This is a genomic window from Pseudomonas sp. NFX224 (assembly GCF_048565165.1).
Taxonomy (GTDB): Bacteria; Pseudomonadota; Gammaproteobacteria; order Pseudomonadales; family Pseudomonadaceae; genus Aquipseudomonas.
In genome coordinates this window covers 2435986-2455067 of record NZ_CP183416.1, presented here as the reverse complement: position 1 = coordinate 2455067, position 19082 = coordinate 2435986, and the positions used below count along the sequence as shown (strand labels likewise).

17 protein-coding genes are annotated in these 19082 nt (G+C 60.9%); 12 read left to right on the top strand and 5 right to left on the bottom strand.

The features are described 5' to 3' along the window. Positions 1-26: 26 nt before the first annotated feature. Positions 27-1319 carry a putative hydroxymethylpyrimidine transporter CytX gene (gene cytX, locus ACNYC6_RS11020; RefSeq protein WP_419712324.1) on the top strand — a complete coding sequence of 431 codons (1293 nt, stop codon included), beginning with the start codon at positions 27-29 and terminating at the stop codon, positions 1317-1319. Here the strand turns inward: cytX and ACNYC6_RS11015 are convergent. Then, entirely contained in the window at positions 1288-2034 is a 747-nt protein-coding gene (locus ACNYC6_RS11015; RefSeq protein WP_419712323.1) for an RsiV family protein, read from the bottom strand. The two genes, cytX and ACNYC6_RS11015, sit on opposite strands and share 32 nt — an antisense overlap. Before the next feature lie 223 nt (positions 2035-2257). Between ACNYC6_RS11015 and ACNYC6_RS11010 the strand changes: the two genes are divergently transcribed. The 9 genes from ACNYC6_RS11010 to ACNYC6_RS10970 all read left to right on the top strand — a co-directional run bounded on the left by ACNYC6_RS11010 (position 2258) and on the right by ACNYC6_RS10970 (position 11579). After that, entirely contained in the window at positions 2258-2875 is a 618-nt protein-coding gene (locus ACNYC6_RS11010; RefSeq protein ID WP_419712322.1) for an NUDIX domain-containing protein, read from the top strand. Next, entirely contained in the window at positions 2866-3318 is a 453-nt protein-coding gene (locus ACNYC6_RS11005; RefSeq protein WP_008063540.1) for a DUF1249 domain-containing protein, read from the top strand. The genes ACNYC6_RS11010 and ACNYC6_RS11005 overlap by 10 nt, the downstream gene beginning before the upstream one ends. A gap of 111 nt (positions 3319-3429) precedes the next feature. Next, positions 3430-4245 carry a 3',5'-cyclic-AMP phosphodiesterase gene (gene cpdA, locus ACNYC6_RS11000; RefSeq protein ID WP_419712321.1) on the top strand — a complete coding sequence of 272 codons (816 nt, stop codon included), beginning with the start codon at positions 3430-3432 and terminating at the stop codon, positions 4243-4245. Between the two features lie 45 nt (positions 4246-4290). Beyond that, positions 4291-4899 (top strand): YqiA/YcfP family alpha/beta fold hydrolase, encoded by a 609-nt coding sequence (locus tag ACNYC6_RS10995; protein WP_419712320.1) that lies wholly within the window; start codon positions 4291-4293, stop codon positions 4897-4899. Between the two features lie 44 nt (positions 4900-4943). Then, positions 4944-6851, top strand: coding sequence for a DNA topoisomerase IV subunit B (gene parE, locus ACNYC6_RS10990; RefSeq protein ID WP_419712319.1), 1908 nt, complete (start codon positions 4944-4946; stop codon positions 6849-6851). Next, the gene (locus ACNYC6_RS10985) at positions 6851-7843 is read left to right on the top strand and encodes an esterase-like activity of phytase family protein (RefSeq protein WP_419712318.1); all 993 of its coding nucleotides are present in this window, start codon (positions 6851-6853) and stop codon (positions 7841-7843) included. Before parE ends, ACNYC6_RS10985 begins: the two co-directional genes overlap by 1 nt. Beyond that, on the top strand, positions 7840-8364 hold the full coding sequence (locus ACNYC6_RS10980) for a retropepsin-like aspartic protease family protein (RefSeq protein ID WP_419712317.1): 525 nt from the start codon (positions 7840-7842) through the stop codon (positions 8362-8364). Before ACNYC6_RS10985 ends, ACNYC6_RS10980 begins: the two co-directional genes overlap by 4 nt. Before the next feature lie 7 nt (positions 8365-8371). Further along, on the top strand, positions 8372-10639 hold the full coding sequence (parC, locus tag ACNYC6_RS10975; RefSeq protein ID WP_419712316.1) for a DNA topoisomerase IV subunit A: 2268 nt from the start codon (positions 8372-8374) through the stop codon (positions 10637-10639). 226 nt (positions 10640-10865) lie between these two features. Next, on the top strand, positions 10866-11579 hold the full coding sequence (locus ACNYC6_RS10970; protein WP_419712315.1) for a PqiC family protein: 714 nt from the start codon (positions 10866-10868) through the stop codon (positions 11577-11579). Positions 11580-11799: 220 nt separating this feature from the next. Here the strand turns inward: ACNYC6_RS10970 and ACNYC6_RS10965 are convergent, their stop codons facing one another. Then, positions 11800-13317, bottom strand: a complete 1518-nt coding sequence (locus ACNYC6_RS10965; RefSeq protein ID WP_419712314.1) for an AhpA/YtjB family protein — start codon at positions 13315-13317, stop codon at positions 11800-11802. 135 nt (positions 13318-13452) lie between these two features. On the opposite strand from ACNYC6_RS10965, the gene serB reads away from it, so the two are divergent. After that, positions 13453-14667, top strand: coding sequence for a phosphoserine phosphatase SerB (serB, locus tag ACNYC6_RS10960; RefSeq protein ID WP_034148725.1), 1215 nt, complete (start codon positions 13453-13455; stop codon positions 14665-14667). 119 nt (positions 14668-14786) lie between these two features. On the opposite strand, the gene asd is transcribed toward serB, so the two are convergent. From asd to ACNYC6_RS10945, 3 genes are read right to left on the bottom strand one after another with little or no spacing between them, the layout of a single operon-like run. Next, entirely contained in the window at positions 14787-15647 is an 861-nt protein-coding gene (gene asd, locus ACNYC6_RS10955; protein ID WP_419712313.1) for an archaetidylserine decarboxylase, read from the bottom strand. Between the two features lie 18 nt (positions 15648-15665). Beyond that, positions 15666-16481: a thiosulfate sulfurtransferase gene (gene rhdA / locus ACNYC6_RS10950; protein WP_419712312.1), complete on the bottom strand. Its 816-nt coding sequence runs from the start codon at positions 16479-16481 to the stop codon at positions 15666-15668. 42 nt (positions 16482-16523) lie between these two features. Next, positions 16524-18062 (bottom strand): HDOD domain-containing protein, encoded by a 1539-nt coding sequence (locus ACNYC6_RS10945; protein ID WP_419712311.1) that lies wholly within the window; start codon positions 18060-18062, stop codon positions 16524-16526. A gap of 166 nt (positions 18063-18228) precedes the next feature. Here ACNYC6_RS10945 and motA point away from each other — a divergent pair, with 166 nt between their 5' ends. After that, entirely contained in the window at positions 18229-19080 is an 852-nt protein-coding gene (motA, locus tag ACNYC6_RS10940; protein WP_419712310.1) for a flagellar motor stator protein MotA, read from the top strand. The last annotated feature ends 2 nt before the right edge of the window (positions 19081-19082 follow it).

Genomic DNA, 19082 nt, shown 5'->3' with positions numbered 1-19082 from the left:
ACAAATGTCCCTCTGAGATAACACCCTTGAGCATTCAACCCAGCACTTATTCACCTGATATCGCGGTGCCGATCGACAAACGTGTCTTCGGCGGTCGCGATCTGTTTTCCCTGTGGTTCTCCCTCGGCATCGGCCTGATGGTCCTGCAGACCGGCGCACTGCTCGCACCGGGTCTGGGCCTGTCCGGTTCGTTGCTGGCGATTTTCCTTGGCACGCTGGTCGGCGTTCTGCTGCTGGCCGCCGTCGGCGTGATCGGCAGCGACACCGGCCTGTCGTCGATGGCCGCGCTCAAGCTCAGCCTGGGTGCCAAAGGCGCGAGCCTGCCGGCGGTGCTGAACCTGCTGCAACTGATCGGTTGGGGCTCGTTCGAAATCATCGTCATGCGCGATGCCGCCAGCCTGTTGGGCGCGAAGGCGTTCAGCGAAGGTAGCGCGATGTCCAATCCGGTGCTGTGGACGCTGTTCTTCGGCGCTTTGGCAACCTTGTTGGCCGTCAGCGGACCGTTGACCTTCGTGCGCCAGATCCTGCGTAAGTGGGGCATCTGGTTGCTGCTGGCCGCGTGTATCTGGCTGACCTGGAACCTGTTCGCCAAAGCCGATCTGGCCGCATTGTGGGCCCAGGCCGGTGACGGTTCGATGCCGTTTGCCGTGGGCTTCGACATTGCCATCGCCATGCCGCTGTCATGGCTGCCGCTGATTGCCGACTACTCGCGTTTCGGCAAGCGGGCGAAAAACGTCTTCGGTGGCACCGCCATCGGTTTCTTCATTGGTAATTTCTGGCTGATGAGCCTGGGCGTCGCCTACACGTTGGCGTTCGCGCCGAGCGGTGAAGTCAATGCCTTGCTGTTGGCGCTGGCGGGTGCCGGCCTGGGGATTCCGCTGTTGCTGATTCTGTTGGATGAATCGGAAAACGCTTTTGCCGATATTCACTCGGCGGCGGTGTCCAGCGGGATTCTGTTGCGCTTGAAAGTCGAGCACCTGGCATTGGCCATCGGCGTGGTCTGCACCTTGATCGCCTTGCTGGCGCCTTTGGCGCAGTACCAGAACTTCTTGCTGTTGATCGGCTCGGTGTTTGCGCCGCTGTTCGGCGTGGTGCTGGTGGACCACTTCATCCTGCGCAAACGCAGTGGCCAGGTGGCGTCAGCCGCGTTGCGCTGGCCGGCACTGCTTGCCTGGCTGGGCGGGGTCAGCACGTATCACTTGCTGGCCAATCTGTATCCGGACATCGGTGCAACCCTGCCGGCACTGGTGGTGGCAGGGTTGCTGCAACTGGTGCTGGGCCGGGCCTTCAGTTACGGCCGGGAAACAGCTCGGGCTTGATAATGCCGTTCAGGCGAGGGTAGGGGATCTTCAGTTCGACATGGCCCAGCGCGTAAGGCGCGATGCTGCTGGTTTCGTACTTGAGGATCACCCCGCCATAGGTCAGCGCCACGTTCTGGGTTTTCTGGAACGGCCAGCTCTTCACGAACTCCGGTTCCTGATCGAGCTTGGTGCTGATCAACCAGCTGTTGTGCGCCACTTGCGCGGCTTTCCAGAACGCTTCTTCCTGCCCCGGCACCAGCATGTCCGCCAGCGTCAGCACTTTATGTTGCTGGCGTGAATAGTTGATGAAGCCGCGACCCGGCGTGCCATGGGCGCCGCCTGTGTCCAGGTAGCTGGACAATTCGATGATCACCAAGCCGTCATGCTGTTCGCGTACTTTCGCTTGCAGGTAGCTGCTGTTGCGTGGGCCGGCGGTGCGCAAAAACTGTTCGCGATAGGCCGCCAGCGTCGGCGCCACCGGGTCGTCGGGCGAGGTACGGGTCATTTGCAGCAGGCGTTTTTCGATGATGCCGTCCAGCTGTGGCTCGGCCGGGAAGTGCACGGTGTCGATGTTCACCAGCGGGCAGTCCTGGTCCGCGCAGCCTGTCTTGAGCTGTTCGGTCGCGTCGCGGGTGGTTTCCAGCGGCGCCCTGTAGTTGGGCTGGAACAGGCTCTGGCAAGCGCCCAGGGTCAGGGCGATTGCGGCCACGGAGGCGATTTTAAAAAGCGACATGGGTGTCCTTCATAAAAAAGGGAAAGGCAAAAAGTTACCCGCTTCGACTCTCAACGGGGCAGTCAGTTCGCCACTAAGCTAATTAGAGTGGGTTTCGCCTTCACCGTCTATCCCGCTGACGGGAAAGGGGCTGCATCAAACGTCACGGGCGCGTTAGGATGGCGCGAAGTCGAGGTCCGGGAAAAAAGCGGCCTTGAACAGGATTTGTAGAACGAGGATTGTCATGACTGATTTTGCCAACGCCATTCCGACCGCCGTCGACATCGTCCGGCGCGAAAAATGCTTCGAGGGTTTTTACAAACTCGATCGCGTGCACTTGCGCCACGAATTGTTCGCTGGCGGCATGAGTCGTGAAATTCATCGTGAATTGTTTGTCCGCCATGATGCGGTGTGTGTGCTTCCTTATGATCCACAGCGCGACGAAGTGGTGCTGATCGAGCAGTTTCGCGTCGGCGCCGTTGGCAAGACCGACAATCCGTGGCTGATCGAACTGGTCGCCGGTCTGATCGACAAAGACGAACAACCGGAAGAAGTTGCTCACCGCGAAGCGCAGGAGGAAGCTGGGCTTGTAATCGGGGCGTTGTGGCCGATGACCAAATATTTTCCATCACCGGGCGGCAGCGACGAATTCGTGCATTTGTACCTGGGGCGTTGCGACAGTAAAGGGGCCGGCGGCCTGCATGGGCTGGAGGAAGAAGCAGAAGATATCCGCGTCACGGTGTGGGCGTTTGAAGATGCCTTGCAAGCCGTACGCGACGGACGTATTGCCAACGCGGCCACCATCATTGCCTTGCAGTGGCTGGCTTTGAACCGCGTTGAAGTGAGGGGGTTATGGTCGTAAACAAGCTGCGCGATCGCTATCGGGTGGACCTGGTGGGGCTGCAAGCGTCCTGCGAGGCGAATTACGCGCGACTGATGCGACTGCTGCCGGACATGCGCAGCGAGCCGGCGGCTCGGCGCATCGCCGTGACTCATGGCGACCAGATGCTTGGCGTGCTGGCGCTGGAGGTGCTGCAGGTCTGTCCGTACACCACGACCCTGCAAGTGCGCCAGGAACACAGCCTGCCGTGGCTGCCGGTGCCGCAACTGGAAGTGCAGGTCTATCACGACGCCTGCATGGCCGAAGTGGTCAGCGCCGAACATGCGCGACGCTTTCGCGGCATCTATCCTTACCCGAACGCCTCGATGCACCAGCCTGACGAAAAGGCTCAGCTGAACATGTTCCTGGGCGAATGGCTGAGTCATTGCCTGGCCTTGGGGCATGAGTACGAAGTCGTACGTTAAGTTGAGTCGCAGTTGTGAACTGCGTCAGGTTCACAGGTTTCCTCTTTCGAGCGTCCCCCAGCATAATTGCGCCATTCATCCGATCCCGTGATCGCGCCCTGGGAGAACACCTTGCCGAGCGTATCCACATTGTCCACCGCCGAACCGGCGTTGCTGGTGCAACTCTCCGACAGTCATCTGTTCGCCGAGGCGGGCGGTACGCTGCTGGGCATGAACACCCGCGACAGCCTGCAAAAAGTGATCGAGTTGGTGCAGGCGCAGCAGCCGCGGATCGATTTGATTCTGGCCACCGGTGATCTGTCCCAGGACGGCACGCTGGAGTCTTACCAGCAGTTTCGCGACCTGACCCGACAACTCGATGCGCCGGCGCGCTGGATTCCCGGCAATCACGACGAGCCGCAAATCATGGCGGTCGCGGCGGTGCAAAGTGCTTTCCTTGAGCCGGTGGTGGATATCGGCAACTGGCGAGTCACGCTGCTTGATTCGGCGGTGCCGGGTTCGGTGCCGGGTTACTTGCAAGACGAACAGTTGCAGTTGCTGGCCCGTTCGTTGAGCGAAGCGCCGGAGCGCTATCATCTGGTGTGCTTTCACCACCATCCGGTGTCGATCGGTTGTGCGTGGATGGAGCCGATCGGGCTGCGTAATCCCGACGCGTTTTTTGAAGTCCTGGATCGTTTTCCACAGGTGCGCGCCGTGCTTTGGGGGCATGTGCATCAGGAAATCGATCAATTACGTAACGACGTGCGTCTGATCGCTTCGCCGTCGACCTGCATTCAGTTCGAACCCGGCAGCGAAGATTTCAAGGTCGGAGAACAGGCGCCGGGGTATCGGTGGTTGCGGTTGATGCCTGATGGGCGGCTGGAAACTGGAGTGGAGCGGGTCATCGGCTTCGATTTTACGGTGGATTACGGTTCCAACGGGTATTGATGCAGTAAACTCCCGCCTTCTTTACCCGACGCACAGGGAGTCCAAATGTCCGGTTCGATCCTTTATATCCACGGTTTCAACAGCGCGCCTGCATCGAAAAAGGCCACTCAGTTGAGCGAAGTGATGGACCGTCTGGGCCTGAGCGACCAGTTGCGTGTACCGGCCCTGCATCATCATCCCCGTGAGGCCATCGGTCAGCTGGAACGAGCGATCGCCGAGCTCGGTCGGCCTCTGCTGGTCGGCAGCTCGCTCGGCGGCTACTATGCGACTCACCTGGCCGAGCGCCATGGCCTGAAAGCCCTGCTGATCAACCCTGCCGTCAGTCCGCACCGGATGTTCGACGGATTCCTGGGAGCGCAGAAAAACCTGTATACCGATGAAACCTGGGAATTGACCCACGACCACGTGACGGCCCTGGCCGAACTGGAAGTGCCGGCACCCCAGGATCCGCAGCGCTATCAGGTATGGTTGCAAACCGGTGATGAAACGCTGGATTATCGCCTCGCCCAGCAGTATTACCGGGCCTGTGCCTTGCGCATCCAGGCCGGTGGCGACCATGGTTTCCAGGGATTTGCCGCACAGCTTCCAGCCATGCTGACGTTTGCCGGCATTGGCGCAGATTTGTATCAGGCGATTGATTTCACGGCACTGTGAAACCGCGCCCCCTATTTTCAATGAACGACTGACGACGAGACCCCATGGCCACTCCCAGCGCTAGCTCTTATAACGCCGACGCCATCGAAGTCCTCTCGGGCCTCGACCCGGTGCGCAAACGCCCCGGCATGTACACCGACACCAGTCGGCCGAACCACCTCGCCCAGGAAGTCATCGACAACAGCGTCGACGAAGCCTTGGCCGGGCACGCCAAATCGGTGCAGGTCATCCTGCACGCCGATCATTCGCTGGAAGTCAGCGATGACGGCCGTGGCATGCCGGTGGACATTCACCCCGAAGAGGGCGTGTCGGGCGTCGAGCTGATCCTCACCAAGCTCCATGCGGGCGGCAAGTTTTCCAACAAGAACTACCAGTTCTCCGGCGGTCTGCACGGGGTGGGTATTTCGGTGGTCAACGCCTTGTCGACCGAAGTCCGGGTGCGCGTCAAGCGTGACGGCAACGAATACCAGATGACCTTCGCTGATGGCTATAAAGCCACCGAGCTTGAAGTCGTCGGTACCGTTGGCAAGCGCAACACCGGCACCAGCGTGTTCTTCGCACCGGACCCGAAATACTTCGATTCACCGAAATTCTCCATCAGCCGCCTCAAGCACGTACTCAAGGCCAAGGCGGTACTGTGCCCGGGGCTGCTGGTCAGTTTTGAAGACAAGGCCACCGGCGAGAAGGTCGAATGGCATTACGAAGACGGCCTGCGTTCCTACCTGGTCGACGCGGTCAGCGAATTCGAACGCCTGCCGGACGAGCCGTTCTGCGGCGCTTTTGCCGGTAACAAGGAAGCGGTGGACTGGGCACTGCTGTGGCTGCCGGAAGGCGGCGATGCGGTGCAGGAAAGCTACGTCAACCTGATCCCGACTGCCCAGGGCGGCACCCACGTCAACGGCTTGCGCCAAGGCCTGCTCGACGCCATGCGCGAATTCTGCGAGTTCCGCAGCCTGCTGCCGCGCGGCGTGAAGCTGGCGCCGGAAGACGTCTGGGAACGCATCGCTTTCGTCCTGTCGATGAAGATGCAGGAACCACAATTCTCCGGTCAGACCAAGGAGCGTCTGTCGTCCCGTGAAGCGGCGGCGTTCGTTTCCGGTGTGGTCAAGGATGCGTTCAGCCTGTGGCTCAACGCCAATCCGGAAACCGGTCTGGCGCTGGCCGAACTGGCGATCAACAACGCCGGCCGTCGCCTGAAGGCGAGCAAGAAGGTCGAGCGTAAACGTATTACCCAAGGTCCGGCGCTGCCGGGCAAACTCGCCGACTGCGCCGGGCAGGACCCTATGCGCTCCGAGCTGTTCCTGGTGGAAGGTGATTCCGCAGGCGGTTCGGCCAAGCAGGCGCGGGACAAAGAATTTCAGGCGATCCTGCCGTTGCGCGGCAAGATACTCAACACCTGGGAAGTCGACGGTAGCGAAGTGCTGGCCAGTCAGGAAGTGCACAACATCGCCGTGGCCATCGGTGTCGATCCGGGTGCGGCGGACATGAGCCAGCTGCGCTACGGCAAGATCTGCATCCTCGCCGACGCCGACTCCGACGGCCTGCACATCGCGACCTTGCTCTGCGCCCTGTTCGTCCAGCACTTCCGTGCGCTGGTCGATGCCGGTCACGTCTATGTCGCCATGCCGCCGCTGTACCGTATCGACCTGGGCAAAGAGATCTACTACGCCCTCGACGAAGCCGAACGCGACGGCATTCTCGATCGCCTGGTGGCCGAGAAGAAGCGCGGCAAGCCACAGGTCACCCGATTCAAAGGTCTGGGTGAAATGAACCCGCCGCAGCTGCGCGAAACCACCATGGACCCGAACACCCGACGCCTGGTGCAACTGACGTTGGGCGATGATTTCGACGCGACCTCGGAAATGATGGACATGCTGCTGGCGAAGAAACGCGCCGGCGACCGCAAGACCTGGCTCGAATCCAAGGGCAACCTGGCGGAGGTGCTGGGCTGATGCGCTTGGGCTTTGCCCTGGCGTGTGCGTTGCTGCTGACCTCGATCACAGTGTCTGCCGAGCCGATACCGCAACTGCGTCTGTTGTCCGAGCATGCCATCGACGGCATGCGCGGCGGCAACCTGTCCGGGCTGGCGCAGTGCGGCAGCAAGGAACTGTGGGCGGTTTCCGACCGCGACGACGATCAGATCTATCGCCTCGATACCCAAGGCGGCGTCTGGCAGGCGGAAACCGTGGGCATCGACGTGCCTGCGGTGCCTGACAGCGGTTTACCCTGGGGGCTGCGTTCGCGGGCCTGGGCGGCGTCGTTCGTGCGCGGAGGCGATCTGGATTTCGAGGGCATTACCTGCGATAGCGCGGGTAATCGCTACGTGGTCAGTGAATCCCATGCGGCCGTCCTGCAAATCCCGCCCACCGGACCGACGTCCTGGCTGAAGATTTCTCCGCTGATGGTTCGCGAAGCACGGGCCAGTGGCATGTTGTCGCGTTTCAACGCGCTGTTCGAAGGGCTGGCGATCAGTCCTGACGGTGACAAATTATGGTTGGCCGCCGAGCGCGAGAGCCGCGGGTTGCTACTGATCAAGCGCAAGCAGACGGTCTGGGACTGCGACGGCGGTTGCGTGCTACTGAGTGAGGCCGGGAAGGAAATGCAGCCTGCACAATTTCCCAACGCCAGAGCGGCGCCCCGGGACTTTGCCGACCTTTCCGTGTTCAACGGCAAGCTGTTTACCCTTGAGCGCAATGCGTATGAGATTTGCCGTCGGGATGCGGTGACCGCCAAGGTCGAGCGTTGCTGGTCGTTTGCCGAAGAGATGCTGCAGGAACCTCGGCGCTATCCACAGCCTTTTGGCCTGGCGGAAGCGCTGGTGGTGGACGCTGACGGTGCCTGGATCGGTATCGACAACAACACCGGTGTCCGCGCCGATGGCGAGGTTCGTCCGATCGTCTTTCGCTTTGCCGCGCCTGACGGTGGCTGGAGCGCCAAGCCGTGAGTCAGCAAGCACCGGGAAAACGCGCCGGTCGCGTGTTGATGGTGCTGGCCTGGTGCGCGGCACTGTTTTTGGCGACGCGGTTTTTCGGTCAGTGGGAAGAGCGTCAGCAAAACCCGAATGTGGTGGTGAGCTCGGAGCAGGGCGACGGCTTTATCGAGGTGAAACTGGCGAGCAACGCCCAGGGGCATTTCGTCGCCAGCGGCCATATCAACGGTCAGCCGGTGGATTTCATGCTCGACACCGGGGCGACCGATGTGGCGATCCCGGCAGAGCTGGCCAGGCGCTTGAAGCTCGAAGAAGGTTTCGGTGTGACCCTGAGCACGGCCAATGGCCTGAGCCAGGGCTATCGCACCCGTATCGACCGTCTGCAACTGGGCGACATCGTGCTGCGGGATGTCCGCGCACTGGTGGCGCCCGGCCTGCATGGCGACCAGGTGCTGCTCGGCATGAGCGCACTGAACAAACTTGAATTTACCCAGCGCGGTGGCACCATGCTGCTGCGCCAGACAACGAACCGATGAGGCCCGCATGAGCGACATCCTTGCAGACAGCTTAGATGGCGTAGAACGCCGATCGCTGGCTGACTTCACCGAAAATGCCTACCTCAACTACTCCATGTACGTGATCATGGACCGTGCCTTGCCGCATATCGGCGACGGCCTGAAGCCTGTGCAACGGCGCATCGTTTACGCCATGAGCGAGTTGGGGCTGGACGCCGATTCCAAGCACAAGAAATCGGCGCGTACCGTCGGTGACGTGCTCGGCAAGTTCCACCCGCACGGCGATTCGGCCTGCTACGAAGCCATGGTCCTGATGGCCCAGCCGTTCAGCTATCGCTACACGCTGGTCGACGGTCAAGGCAACTGGGGTGCGCCGGATGATCCGAAGTCCTTCGCCGCCATGCGATACACCGAAGCGCGGCTGTCGCGTTATTCCGAAGTGCTGCTCAGCGAACTGGGCCAGGGCACCGCGGACTGGGGCCCGAACTTCGACGGCACCCTCGACGAACCGCTGGTATTGCCGGCACGTTTGCCGAATATCCTGCTCAACGGCACCACCGGCATCGCCGTGGGCATGGCCACCGACGTACCGCCGCACAACCTGCGTGAAGTCGCCAGTGCCTGCGTGCGTTTGCTCGATGAGCCCAAAGCCACGGTCGAACAGCTCTGCGAACACATCCAGGGCCCGGATTATCCGACCGAAGCGGAAATCATCACTCCGCGTGCCGATCTGCTGAAAATGTATGAAACCGGTAAGGGCTCGGTGCGCATGCGCGCCGTTTATCACATCGAAGACGGCGACATCATCGTCACCGCGCTGCCGCATCAGGTCTCCGGCGCCAAGGTGCTGGAACAGATCGCTGCGATGATGCAGGCCAAGCCGTCCAAAGCTCCGCAGATCGCCGACTTGCGCGACGAGTCCGACCACGAGAACCCGTGCCGGATCGTGATCATTCCAGGGGCGCGGAAGAACTTTGACCACGACGCATTGATGCAGCACTTGTTCGCCAGCACCGAGCTGGAGTCGAGTTATCGGGTCAACGTCAACATCATCGGGCTGGACGGCAAGCCGCAGTTGAAAAACCTGCGGGCCTTGCTGGTCGAGTGGCTGGAGTTCCGGGTGCAGACCGTTCGTCGGCGCCTGCAATTCCGCCTCGATAAAGTCGAGCGCCGCCTGCACCTGTTGGACGGTTTGTTGATTGCCTACCTCAACCTGGATGAAGTGATTCACATCATCCGTACCGAGGAGCATCCGAAAGCCGCGCTGATCGAGCGTTTCGCCCTCAGCGAAATCCAGGCCGACTACATCCTCGACACCCGTTTGCGTCAGCTGGCGCGACTGGAAGAAATGAAGCTGCGTGCCGAGCAGGATGAACTGCTCAAGGAACAGGCCAAGCTGCAAGCGCTGCTGAGCAGTGAAGCCAAGCTGAAGAAACTGGTTCGCACCGAGCTGATCAAGGACGCTGAAACCTACGGCGATGACCGCCGTTCGCCAATCGTCGAGCGTACTGAAGCCAAGGCGCTGACTGAGCACGATCTGCTGCCGAACGAGAAAGTGACGGTTGTACTGTCGGAAAAAGGCTGGGTGCGCTCCGCCAAGGGCCACGAGATCGACGCCACCGGGCTGTCCTACAAGGCTGGCGACGGCTTCAAGGCGCTCGCCGCCGGGCGATCCAACCAGTTTGCGGTGTTCATCGACTCCACCGGTCGCAGCTATTCGGTGGCTGCCCACACGCTGCCATCGGCCCGAGGTCAGGGCGAACCGCTGACCGGTCGTCTGACACCACCACCGGGCGCAAGCTTTGAATGCGTGCTGATGCCGGAAGATGATGCGCTTTACGTCATCGCGTCCGACGCCGGTTACGGTTTCGTGGTCAAGGGTGAAGACCTGCAGGCCAAGAACAAGGCGGGCAAGGCGCTGTTGAGCCTGCCCAACAACGCCAAGGTGATCCTGCCGCGTGCGGTGGCCGATCGTGAACAGAACTGGCTGGCTTCGGTGACCACCGAAGGTCGCCTGCTGATCTTCAAGATCAGCGATCTGCCACAATTAGGTAAGGGCAAAGGCAACAAGATCATCGGGATTTCCGGTGAGCGTGTGGCCAGTCGCGAAGAGTATGTCACGGACATCGCCGTCATCCCGGAGGGCGCCACTTTGGTGCTGCAGGCCGGAAAACGTACCTTGTCACTGAAAGCGGACGACCTCGAACACTACAAGGGTGAGCGTGGGCGTCGTGGTAACAAATTGCCACGTGGCTTCCAGAGGGTTGATGCGCTGCTCGTCGAAAACCTCAATTAAGCGGCTAGGGGGCGTTCTCAGCTACTTTCGCAGGCAAAAGTAGCTGAGAACGCCCCCTAGAGCGCCGGATCTACGATTTAACGCGTAGATCGGCGCTTTGCGCTGGAGTCGGAACGCATATTCACGGATGATATGGCCTTTCAAGCGCCGGCGTGGCCGAGCGTTCCTCATATTTATTGAGTATTTTCACTGTGATTAGCCTTGTGGCAATCACCTGGATGGGACGATGACTGCTCTGCGCCTTCCTTTTATCTTGATGCTCGCTGGCGTTCTTGGCCTGGCGGGTTGCAGCGTTCACCAGCCGGTGTCGCTGTACCAACTGGACGCTGGAAGTCCGGTTCAGCCTGCGCAGAACGCGGGCATAGCGGTATTGCTGGGCCCGGTAACCGTTGCGGACTACCTGCAACGCGAAACCCTGTTGCAGCGTCAACCCGATGGCAGCCTGCAAGCCTCGACCGACGGTCGTTGGGCCGGTAGCTTGTCTTCGGACATCGATCAGCTGCTGCTGCGTCAGGTCGCCGGTCATCTGGACAGCCAGCGCGTGGTGCTGGCGCCGGCAACCGTTGGCTTTACACCGGATGTTCAAGTACTGCTGACCATCACACGTCTGGATTCCGGTCAAAAGCAACCGGCGATCCTCGATGCGCAATGGCGCCTGATCGACCGTCGCGGGCAAGTCCGCGACAACCGCATCATCCATCTGCAGGAACTGCACGCCGGCACCACGGCAGCGCAGGTTCAGGCTCAGGGTGTGTTGTTGCAGAAACTGGCCGAACAGCTGTCGACCGCGCTCAAGCCGCTGGCCAACCAGCCACCGATCGCCGAAGCGCCAAAGAAACCGGCAGCCAAGCCTGTGGCGCCTGCGGCGGATGCGGAAAAGCAGCCGAAGATCCCGATGGCTTCACCGATCCGTACGGACATGGAAGTGTTCCGGTTCTAAGGCACATGGATTCAAAACAAGGCCCGCGTTGATGCGGGCCTTGTTGTTTCTGCGGGTTGGAGATCTTCGTGCGCAGTGCTGGCCTCATCGCGGGCAAACCCATAGGGGGGTGTGACCGACACAGGCGCGAGCCTGCTTGTGCGATGGGGGAGGAGCAGGCAACAAAAAAGCCCGCAGACGAGTGACCGTCTGCGGGCTTCTTCACAACCAGGCTTACGGCTTACGCCCGACGCTCATGCATCCGCGCCAGTTGCCGCTCCAGCATCGATGGATAAGGCTCCATCAACCGCTCTACGCAGCAAGCGCCTTCAGGGCTGGCAATCGGGCGGATCCGTGCGCGTTGACGGATCAGCGCGTCGTCACTGATCTTGCGCTCCACCAGCAGCAGGTTGCGGCTGTGTTGCGACAGGGCCAGGGCATCCTGGGCGGCATCGGTCAGCAGCAGATCGATCTGGCTCAGGCCGAACAGTTCGTCGCCCAGGGTCAGGCCTAGCTGCAATTGCAGGGTGATGCCGCTGTCGGCGACTTCGATCTGCAACTGATGGCCCAGCGCACGTAACAACTCGCCGCAGCAGATGGCGTTAGTCAGGTAGTCGTCGCCGCTGTCTTCGGTGTGGAACAGCATCAGCGTGCTGCCGTCGTTCAGGGTGTGCAGTTCACTCTGGTAGAGCGAAGCGGCCTGGTCGAGGCAGTCGCGGTAGCGTTTGAGCAATTCTTCGAGGCGGGTGCGCGGCAAGCGACGCAGCTGCTCCTGGGATCCCAGCTGCACAGCCAGAACGGCACTGTGTTGCGGCACGTTCGATGGCGCAGGACGGGCGACCGGTTTTGCTGCGCTGTCTGCCGATTCATCGATCAAATCGGCGAAGGCATCGTCGTCATCGTCTTCGACGGTGCTGACAACCCGCCGTGGCGCCGGCTTCAACGCTGCCATCGGACGGCTTTCGTCGAAGCTCGGGTCGCGCAGGTTGCGCACTTCGAAGCCCGGTTCGGCATCGTCGTCTTCGTCGTCGAACTCGGGTTCCGGCACCGGTTCCGGTTCGGCGGGCTCTGGGGCGAAATTGGCGTGCAGCTGACGCGCCAGGTCGCCGATTTCATCCTGGCGCTCGGTGGCCGGGGTGTATTCGTCGATATTGCGCAGCCATACGCGCAATTGCAGGAGCGGCGTGGAAATGTGCCGGCCCAGGCGCAGGCTCAAGGCCAGGGACAGCGCCAGCAGGATTGCACTCAAGATGCCCATGCTTTGCAGGCTGATGGTCATCGGTTGCTGGAACTGATCCATGTCCAGGCTGATGCGCAGCTGACCGGCGGTCACGTCCTGGAACGTGATCTTGCTCTGGTACATGCCCTCGGCTTCGCCCAACAGGCCGTGCTTGGGACGCTGACCGGCTTCAGCGAGGATGCGGTTATCCACGCTGTAGATGGCGGCGTGGGCCACCAGCTTGTTCTTGGTCAGGTTGTTGAGCAGCACGTTGAGGCTGAGGATGTCGTTGGACACCAACAGCTCGGTAGCCGAGGTGGCGGTCTGCGTGGTCAGGCTTTCGCCCAGCGCATCGGCCTGCTCGTGCATGGCCTGCTTGAACTGCAAACCCATCACGCAGGCATAGATCACCAGGGCCAGAGCGACCAGGATCACGTTATGGCTGGCGATGCGTAATGCAATCGGTACACGGCGGTGGCGCAGTGCCCGGAAGATCAGCAGAAAGAAGTTATCGGTTTTTACTGGCGTGGGCCGGTTCACTTGAGCTCGGCTCTTTTGTCCGTGAAGTTGACGCGCAGTATAGCGAGAGGCCCTAGACCGGCAAAGCGCTCACGGTGCCCGATGGTCACTGAATGTGGGTAGAATGCGGTTTTTTTCCACCTGCGGGGGTGCGCCTTGCGCGAAATCGTCCTGATAAACATCACGGGAGTCGACCGTCCGGGTCTGACTGCGGCCATAACCGGCGTTCTGGCCCAGGGTGGTGTGAACATTCTCGACATCGGTCAGGCGGTGATCCACGACACCTTGTCGTTCGGCATCCTGGTTGAAATTCCCGACACCGAGCAAGGCAAGTCCGTGCTCAAGGACATCCTGTTCAAAGGCTATGAGCTGGATCAACAAGTGCGGTTCACGCCGGTGTCCGAAGAGGATTACCAGCAGTGGGTCGGCAACCAGGGCAAAAAACGCCACATCGTGACGCTGTTGACCCGCAAGGTGACCGCCGGGCAATTGCAGGCTGTGAGCTCGATCACCGCCAAGTACGGCCTGAACATCGACCACATCGATCGCTTGTCCGGGCGTATGCCGCTGGACACCCCGGCTGACAAGGGCAAGGGCTGCATCGAGTTTTCCGTGCGTGGCGAAGCGGCCGATCCGCAGGCGTTGCGTGCTGAATTCCTCAGCGTCGCCCAGGAGCTCAACGTCGACATCGCCTTCCAGGAAGACTCGCTGTTCCGTCGCAACCGTCGTCTGGCGGTGTTCGACATGGACTCGACCCTGATCGAAGCCGAAGTGATCGACGAACTGGCCAAGGCTGCCGGCGTGGGCGACAAGGTGTCGGAAATCACCGAGCGGGCGATGGCTGGGGAACTGGACTTCCGCGCCAGCTTCAAGGAACGCCTGGCCTTGCTCAAAGGTCTGGATGTCGGCGTGCTGGACTCGATCGGCGCCTCGCTGCGTCTGACCGAAGGCGCTGAAACCTTGTTCGCGGAACTGAAGCGCCTGGGTTACAAGACTGCCATTCTCTCGGGTGGCTTCACCTACTTCGCCAAGCAATTGCAGGCCAAGTTGGGCATCGACTACGTGTTCGCCAACGAACTGGAAGTGGTCGACGGAAAAGTTACTGGTGTGGCGATCGAGCCGATTGTCGATGCGCAGCGCAAAGCTGATTTACTGAAAGAGTTGGCGCACAAGGAAGGTTTGCGTCTGGAGCAGACCATTGCGGTCGGTGACGGTGCGAACGATTTGCCGATGCTGGCAATAGCCGGGTTGGGCGTGGCATTCCGTGCCAAACCGCTGGTCAAGCAGTCGGCGAAGCAGGCGATCTCGACCCTGGGGCTGGATGGCGTGTTGTACCTGCTGGGCTTCCGCGATCGCGACGGGCAGCTCTAGGCACCACAAATAAATGTGGGAGCGAGCTTGCTCGCGATAGCGGTGTATCAGTCAACGAAGATGTCGACTGACACTATGCAATCGCGAGCAAGCTCGCTCCCACATTAGATCTCTACAGGTCAGGCCTTCGGCGAGCCCATGCCCTGACCCATCTGCACCGCCGTACCGGCAGTCATTTCTTCAGCCCACTTCACTTGATCCGGCCCGAACAGCACGACAGCGGTCGAACCCAGTTTGAAGCGGCCCAGCTCAGCGCCTTTTTCCAAATGGATCGGCGCGCGCGCAGCTTCGTCATAACGGAAGGTTTTCAGCTCGCGTTTCGGCGGTGTAACCAGGCCGGCCCACACGGTTTCGATCGACGCAACGATCATCGCACCCACCAGCACCACGGCCATCGGCCCGCGCTCAGTGTCGAAAATGCACGCGACGCGCTCGTTGCGGGCGAACAGTTCCGGCACGTTTTCAGCGGTGGACTGGTTGACCGAAAACAGGCGACCCGGAATGTAGACCATCTCGCGCAGGGTGCCGGCCAGCGGCATGTGCACGCGGTGGTAGTCCTTCGGCGACAGGTAGATCGTCGCGAAATCACCACCCATGAACGGCGCGGCGTTGGCGGCATCGCCACCGAGCAGTTCCAGCACGCTGAAGCTGTGGCCCTTGGCCTGGAACACGCGACCGTGTTCGATCGGGCCGAGCTGGCTGATCGCGCCGTCGGCCGGGCTGAGAATCGCACCCGGTGTTTCGTCGAGCGGACGGGCACCGTCTTTCAGGGCGCGGGTGAAGAAGTCATTGAAATGCTCGTAGGCGGTCAGGTCTTCGACCAGCGCCTGGGACATGTCCACTTGATAACGCTTGGCGAACCACGCGGTGAACGCATTCTTGAACCAGCGCACGCGGCATTCGGCGATGCAGCCGGCCAATCGCGAGAGCAAGTGGTGGGGCAGCAGGTATTGGCTGAGGATAAACAAACGTTCTTTCATTGGGTGTCCTTAAAAACCTTAAAGCTCGACGGGGGTGTCGGGGTGATTGCCCCATTCGCCCCAGGAACCGGCGTAGCCTTTGACCCGCGGATAACCGAGGGACTTGGCCACCAGATAAGTGAAGCCCGACCGGTGGTGGGTCTGGCAGTGGGTAATGATTTCTTTGTCAGGCGTGATGCCCAGTTGTTCCAGGATCTGCGGCATGTCAGTGCGAATACGCAGTTGGCGTGCCTTATCCATGCCGGCGGTCCATTCGAAATTGACTGCACCGGGGATATGACCGCCTTTGGCTGCGAGCACTTTCTCGCCGGAGTACTCCAGCGGCCCGCGCGCGTCCCAGATCGCCAGGTCGGCAGCACCGAGACGACTTTGCAGGTATTCACGGGTGGCGGTGGGTTCGTCGTGCAGGGTCAGCGCAACCGGGCCGCCAACGTGCGCCGGGATCTGGATCGACATCGGCAAACCTTCTGCCAGCCAGGCCGGCAGGCCACCGTCGACATAGTGGTACTTGCTGTGGCCGATGACATCCAGAAGCCAGATGAACCGCCCGGCCCAACCGCCACCTTCGTCGTCATAAACGACGTAGACCGCATCGGGGTTGTGTCCCAATTCTCCAAACAAGGCTTCAAGCGCCGCTTGCGGGGGCATCAGCCCCGGCGCAGGCGCTTGGCCGAGTTGCGTGCGTTTCGGGTCGACAAAACGTGCGCCGGGAATATGCCCTTCGGTGTAACGGGCGCTGCTGGTCAGGTCGACCAGAATCAGTTCGCGGGCGTCGAGGCGAGGGAGCAAGTCGCTCGGTTCGATCACCAGCGGCAAGCCAGAGAAGTCAGACATGTGAGGTCTCCAGGGCACAAAAGGGAGGATTGTAGCGTAGCGTCATTGGCCGCGTCGGCTAAAACTGTGCAGCGCTTTCTCGATGCACTGCGCGGTTTTACCGAAGGCTTGTACGGTGATTTCCGAAAACGGCCCGCCGCCCTGATCCGCCACGACAATCATGATCACCCGGCCATTGTTGACCAGTGAACGCAGCAACAGGTGCTCGCCGCTGAACTGCGAGCGCAGGGTGTTGGGCAGCAGCGCGGAAAATTGCGCATTGTTGGCTGGCGTCAGGCGCACCTGGGCCTGTTGCGCGAGCAGTCGTTGCAGCACGGTGCTCTGGCTGACCGCGATGTTCACCCCGGCGACTTCTTTCGGCAAGCCCGCCGTCTGATGGACCCGAAGATTGGCGTGGGTGCGGTCGGCCATCAAAATCATCACCCGACGCATGCCGCACGCGACCAGCGCGTCGCGGGCAGAGGTGGTCAAGTGCATGGCGTTGGTGAAGCGACTCGGTTCGACCAGCAGCTCAGCGCATTGACTGCGCCACTTTGTCAGGTCTTCGGCGGTCGGCGCCGGGGCTGGAAGCAGGCCGGCGTGCACGCGGTTCGTGCCCCACGGCCAGAGCAACGCAATGGCGGGGTGCCAGAGGTCGGGCATGGCGTGATGACGCGCGCTGTTGGCGGCTTGCTGGTGCAGTTGTTGCTGCACTTCGTCCATTGGCATTTGCAGGTAAAGGCTGGTCAGGTATTGCCAGCGCTCGCTGTGCGGACTGTCCCAGGCCTGTTGCGCCGACAGCGCCAACCCATTGGCCAGCAACACGGTGTTGGCCGGCTGGTTGAGCCAACGACGCAGCGTCGGATCGTCATCGAGACGATTTTGTTGACGCAATGGATGCTCGCTGTCGCGGGCAATGCGCAAGACTTTGACCAGCTCCCGCTGCTCGGTGAGCAACAGTTTATAGCCTTGTTGCACCCAAATCGGCAGGCGCCAGATATCCACTAGGGCCAGGCCGATTTGCAGCAAGCGCGTACCGAACAATTGCTTTTCGACTTTGCGCGCCGACTCGCCTTTATGGATGACCCGCAGTTCCCATTCTTCGAGCAATTGCGGATGCGTCAGCGCCAGTGGCCACAGCGGCGACAGAAACAGCAGGCTGCCCCAATGGATGTCCTGCCACAGTCGCGCCAGGCGACTGGCGAAAAAACCGTTGGCCTGTTGCGTGGCGTGCTGGCTGATCATTTGCAGCTGGCGCAGGGCTTTTGGAATCTCGGCCATGGGTTCGGCCGGCAAGCGCTCAAGCAGTTCTTCGGTGCGTTTCAAACCGAGGCGATTGATGGCGACCTCAAGGTTTTCCGCTGGCTCGGTCATGCTGCCATGGGTGTGCCGATTGGCTTCGCGAATAACGCTCAAGGCCAGGGCCGGGCTGTCCTGCATCAAATCGGCGATGTCACGCAGAGCGCTGCGGTTGTCGCGGATCGCCCGGCAGACACGGTCGTGACTGGCCTGCGGAATCGGCAGGCGCACACCATCCAGAAGCTTGACCCAGCCTTCAAGAGTGATCGGTTTTGGCGTCGGGACGTTCGTTTCGTTAACCATGTCTGGAGGCGATCATCGTCTGCATTACCTGTGCCCGGAATGGGTCGAAGTGGCTTTTCGCCTGAACTGGCTATAGTCTGGCGCAGTTTTGCCGATAAGTAGAAGAAGAGATTTTTTAACTTCCGAATATGACCTTGAACCCGACTCAGTAAGTGCTCTCCTACCTATGGCTAAAATAATCGGCATCATCGTCGTATTCGCGAGCGTGCTCGGCGGATACGTGCTCTCCCACGGCAAAATTGCTGCCCTGATCCAGCCTTTCGAGGTGATGATCATCGGCGGTGCGGCCCTCGGTGCATTCCTGCAGGCCAACCCCGGCTACATGACGATGCACGTGCTCAAGAAATCCCTGAGCATGTTCGGCTCGCGTTTCACTCACGCCTTCTACCTCGAAGTGCTGGGTCTGATTTACGAGATCCTCAACAAGAGCCGTCGCGAAGGCATGATGGCCATCGAAGGCGACATCGAAGATGCCGCCGCGAGCCCGATCTTCGCCAAGTACCCGACGGTCCTGAAAGACGAGCGCATGACTGCGTTCATCTGCGATTACCTGCGCATCATGTCCTCCGGCAACATGGCTCCCCATGAGCTGGAAGGCCTGTTCGACATGGAGCTTTACAGCCTCAAGGAAGATCTTGAGCACCCATCCCACGCGGTGAACGGCATCGCCGACGCCATGCCCGGTTTCGGTATCGTTGCGGCGGTACTGGGTATCGTGGTGACCATGGCCTCCCTGGGCGAGGGCGACCAGAAGTCCATCGGCTTGCACGTAGGTGCGGCGCTGGTCGGTACCTTCTTCGGTATTCTCGCGGCCTACGGTTTCTTCGGTCCGCTGGCCCATTCCCTGGCCCACGACGCCAAGGAAGAGCTGAACGTCTACGAAGCCATCAAGGCTTCGCTGGTGGCTTCGGCTTCCGGCATGCCGCCATCGCTGGCCGTGGAGTTCGGGCGCAAGGTTCTGTACCCGGCGCACCGTCCAAGCTTCGCCGAGCTGGAACAAGCGGTTCGTGGTCGTTAAGT

Excerpts from the sequence above, each read along its gene's own strand:
- ACNYC6_RS11015 (WP_419712323.1), bottom strand. The coding sequence starts at position 2,034 with ATGTCGCTTTTTAAAATCGCCTCCGTGGCCGCAATCGCCCTGACCCTG.
- ACNYC6_RS11010 (WP_419712322.1), top strand. The coding sequence starts at position 2,258 with ATGACTGATTTTGCCAACGCCATTCCGACCGCCGTCGACATCGTCCGG.
- ACNYC6_RS11005 (WP_008063540.1), top strand. The coding sequence starts at position 2,866 with ATGGTCGTAAACAAGCTGCGCGATCGCTATCGGGTGGACCTGGTGGGG.
- ACNYC6_RS10995 (WP_419712320.1), top strand. The coding sequence starts at position 4,291 with ATGTCCGGTTCGATCCTTTATATCCACGGTTTCAACAGCGCGCCTGCA.
- parE (WP_419712319.1), top strand. The coding sequence starts at position 4,944 with ATGGCCACTCCCAGCGCTAGCTCTTATAACGCCGACGCCATCGAAGTC.
- ACNYC6_RS10985 (WP_419712318.1), top strand. The coding sequence starts at position 6,851 with ATGCGCTTGGGCTTTGCCCTGGCGTGTGCGTTGCTGCTGACCTCGATC.
- parC (WP_419712316.1), top strand. The coding sequence starts at position 8,372 with ATGAGCGACATCCTTGCAGACAGCTTAGATGGCGTAGAACGCCGATCG.
- ACNYC6_RS10970 (WP_419712315.1), top strand. The coding sequence starts at position 10,866 with ATGACTGCTCTGCGCCTTCCTTTTATCTTGATGCTCGCTGGCGTTCTT.
- asd (WP_419712313.1), bottom strand. The coding sequence starts at position 15,647 with ATGAAAGAACGTTTGTTTATCCTCAGCCAATACCTGCTGCCCCACCAC.
- rhdA (WP_419712312.1), bottom strand. The coding sequence starts at position 16,481 with ATGTCTGACTTCTCTGGCTTGCCGCTGGTGATCGAACCGAGCGACTTG.
- ACNYC6_RS10945 (WP_419712311.1), bottom strand. The coding sequence starts at position 18,062 with ATGGTTAACGAAACGAACGTCCCGACGCCAAAACCGATCACTCTTGAA.
- motA (WP_419712310.1), top strand. The coding sequence starts at position 18,229 with ATGGCTAAAATAATCGGCATCATCGTCGTATTCGCGAGCGTGCTCGGC.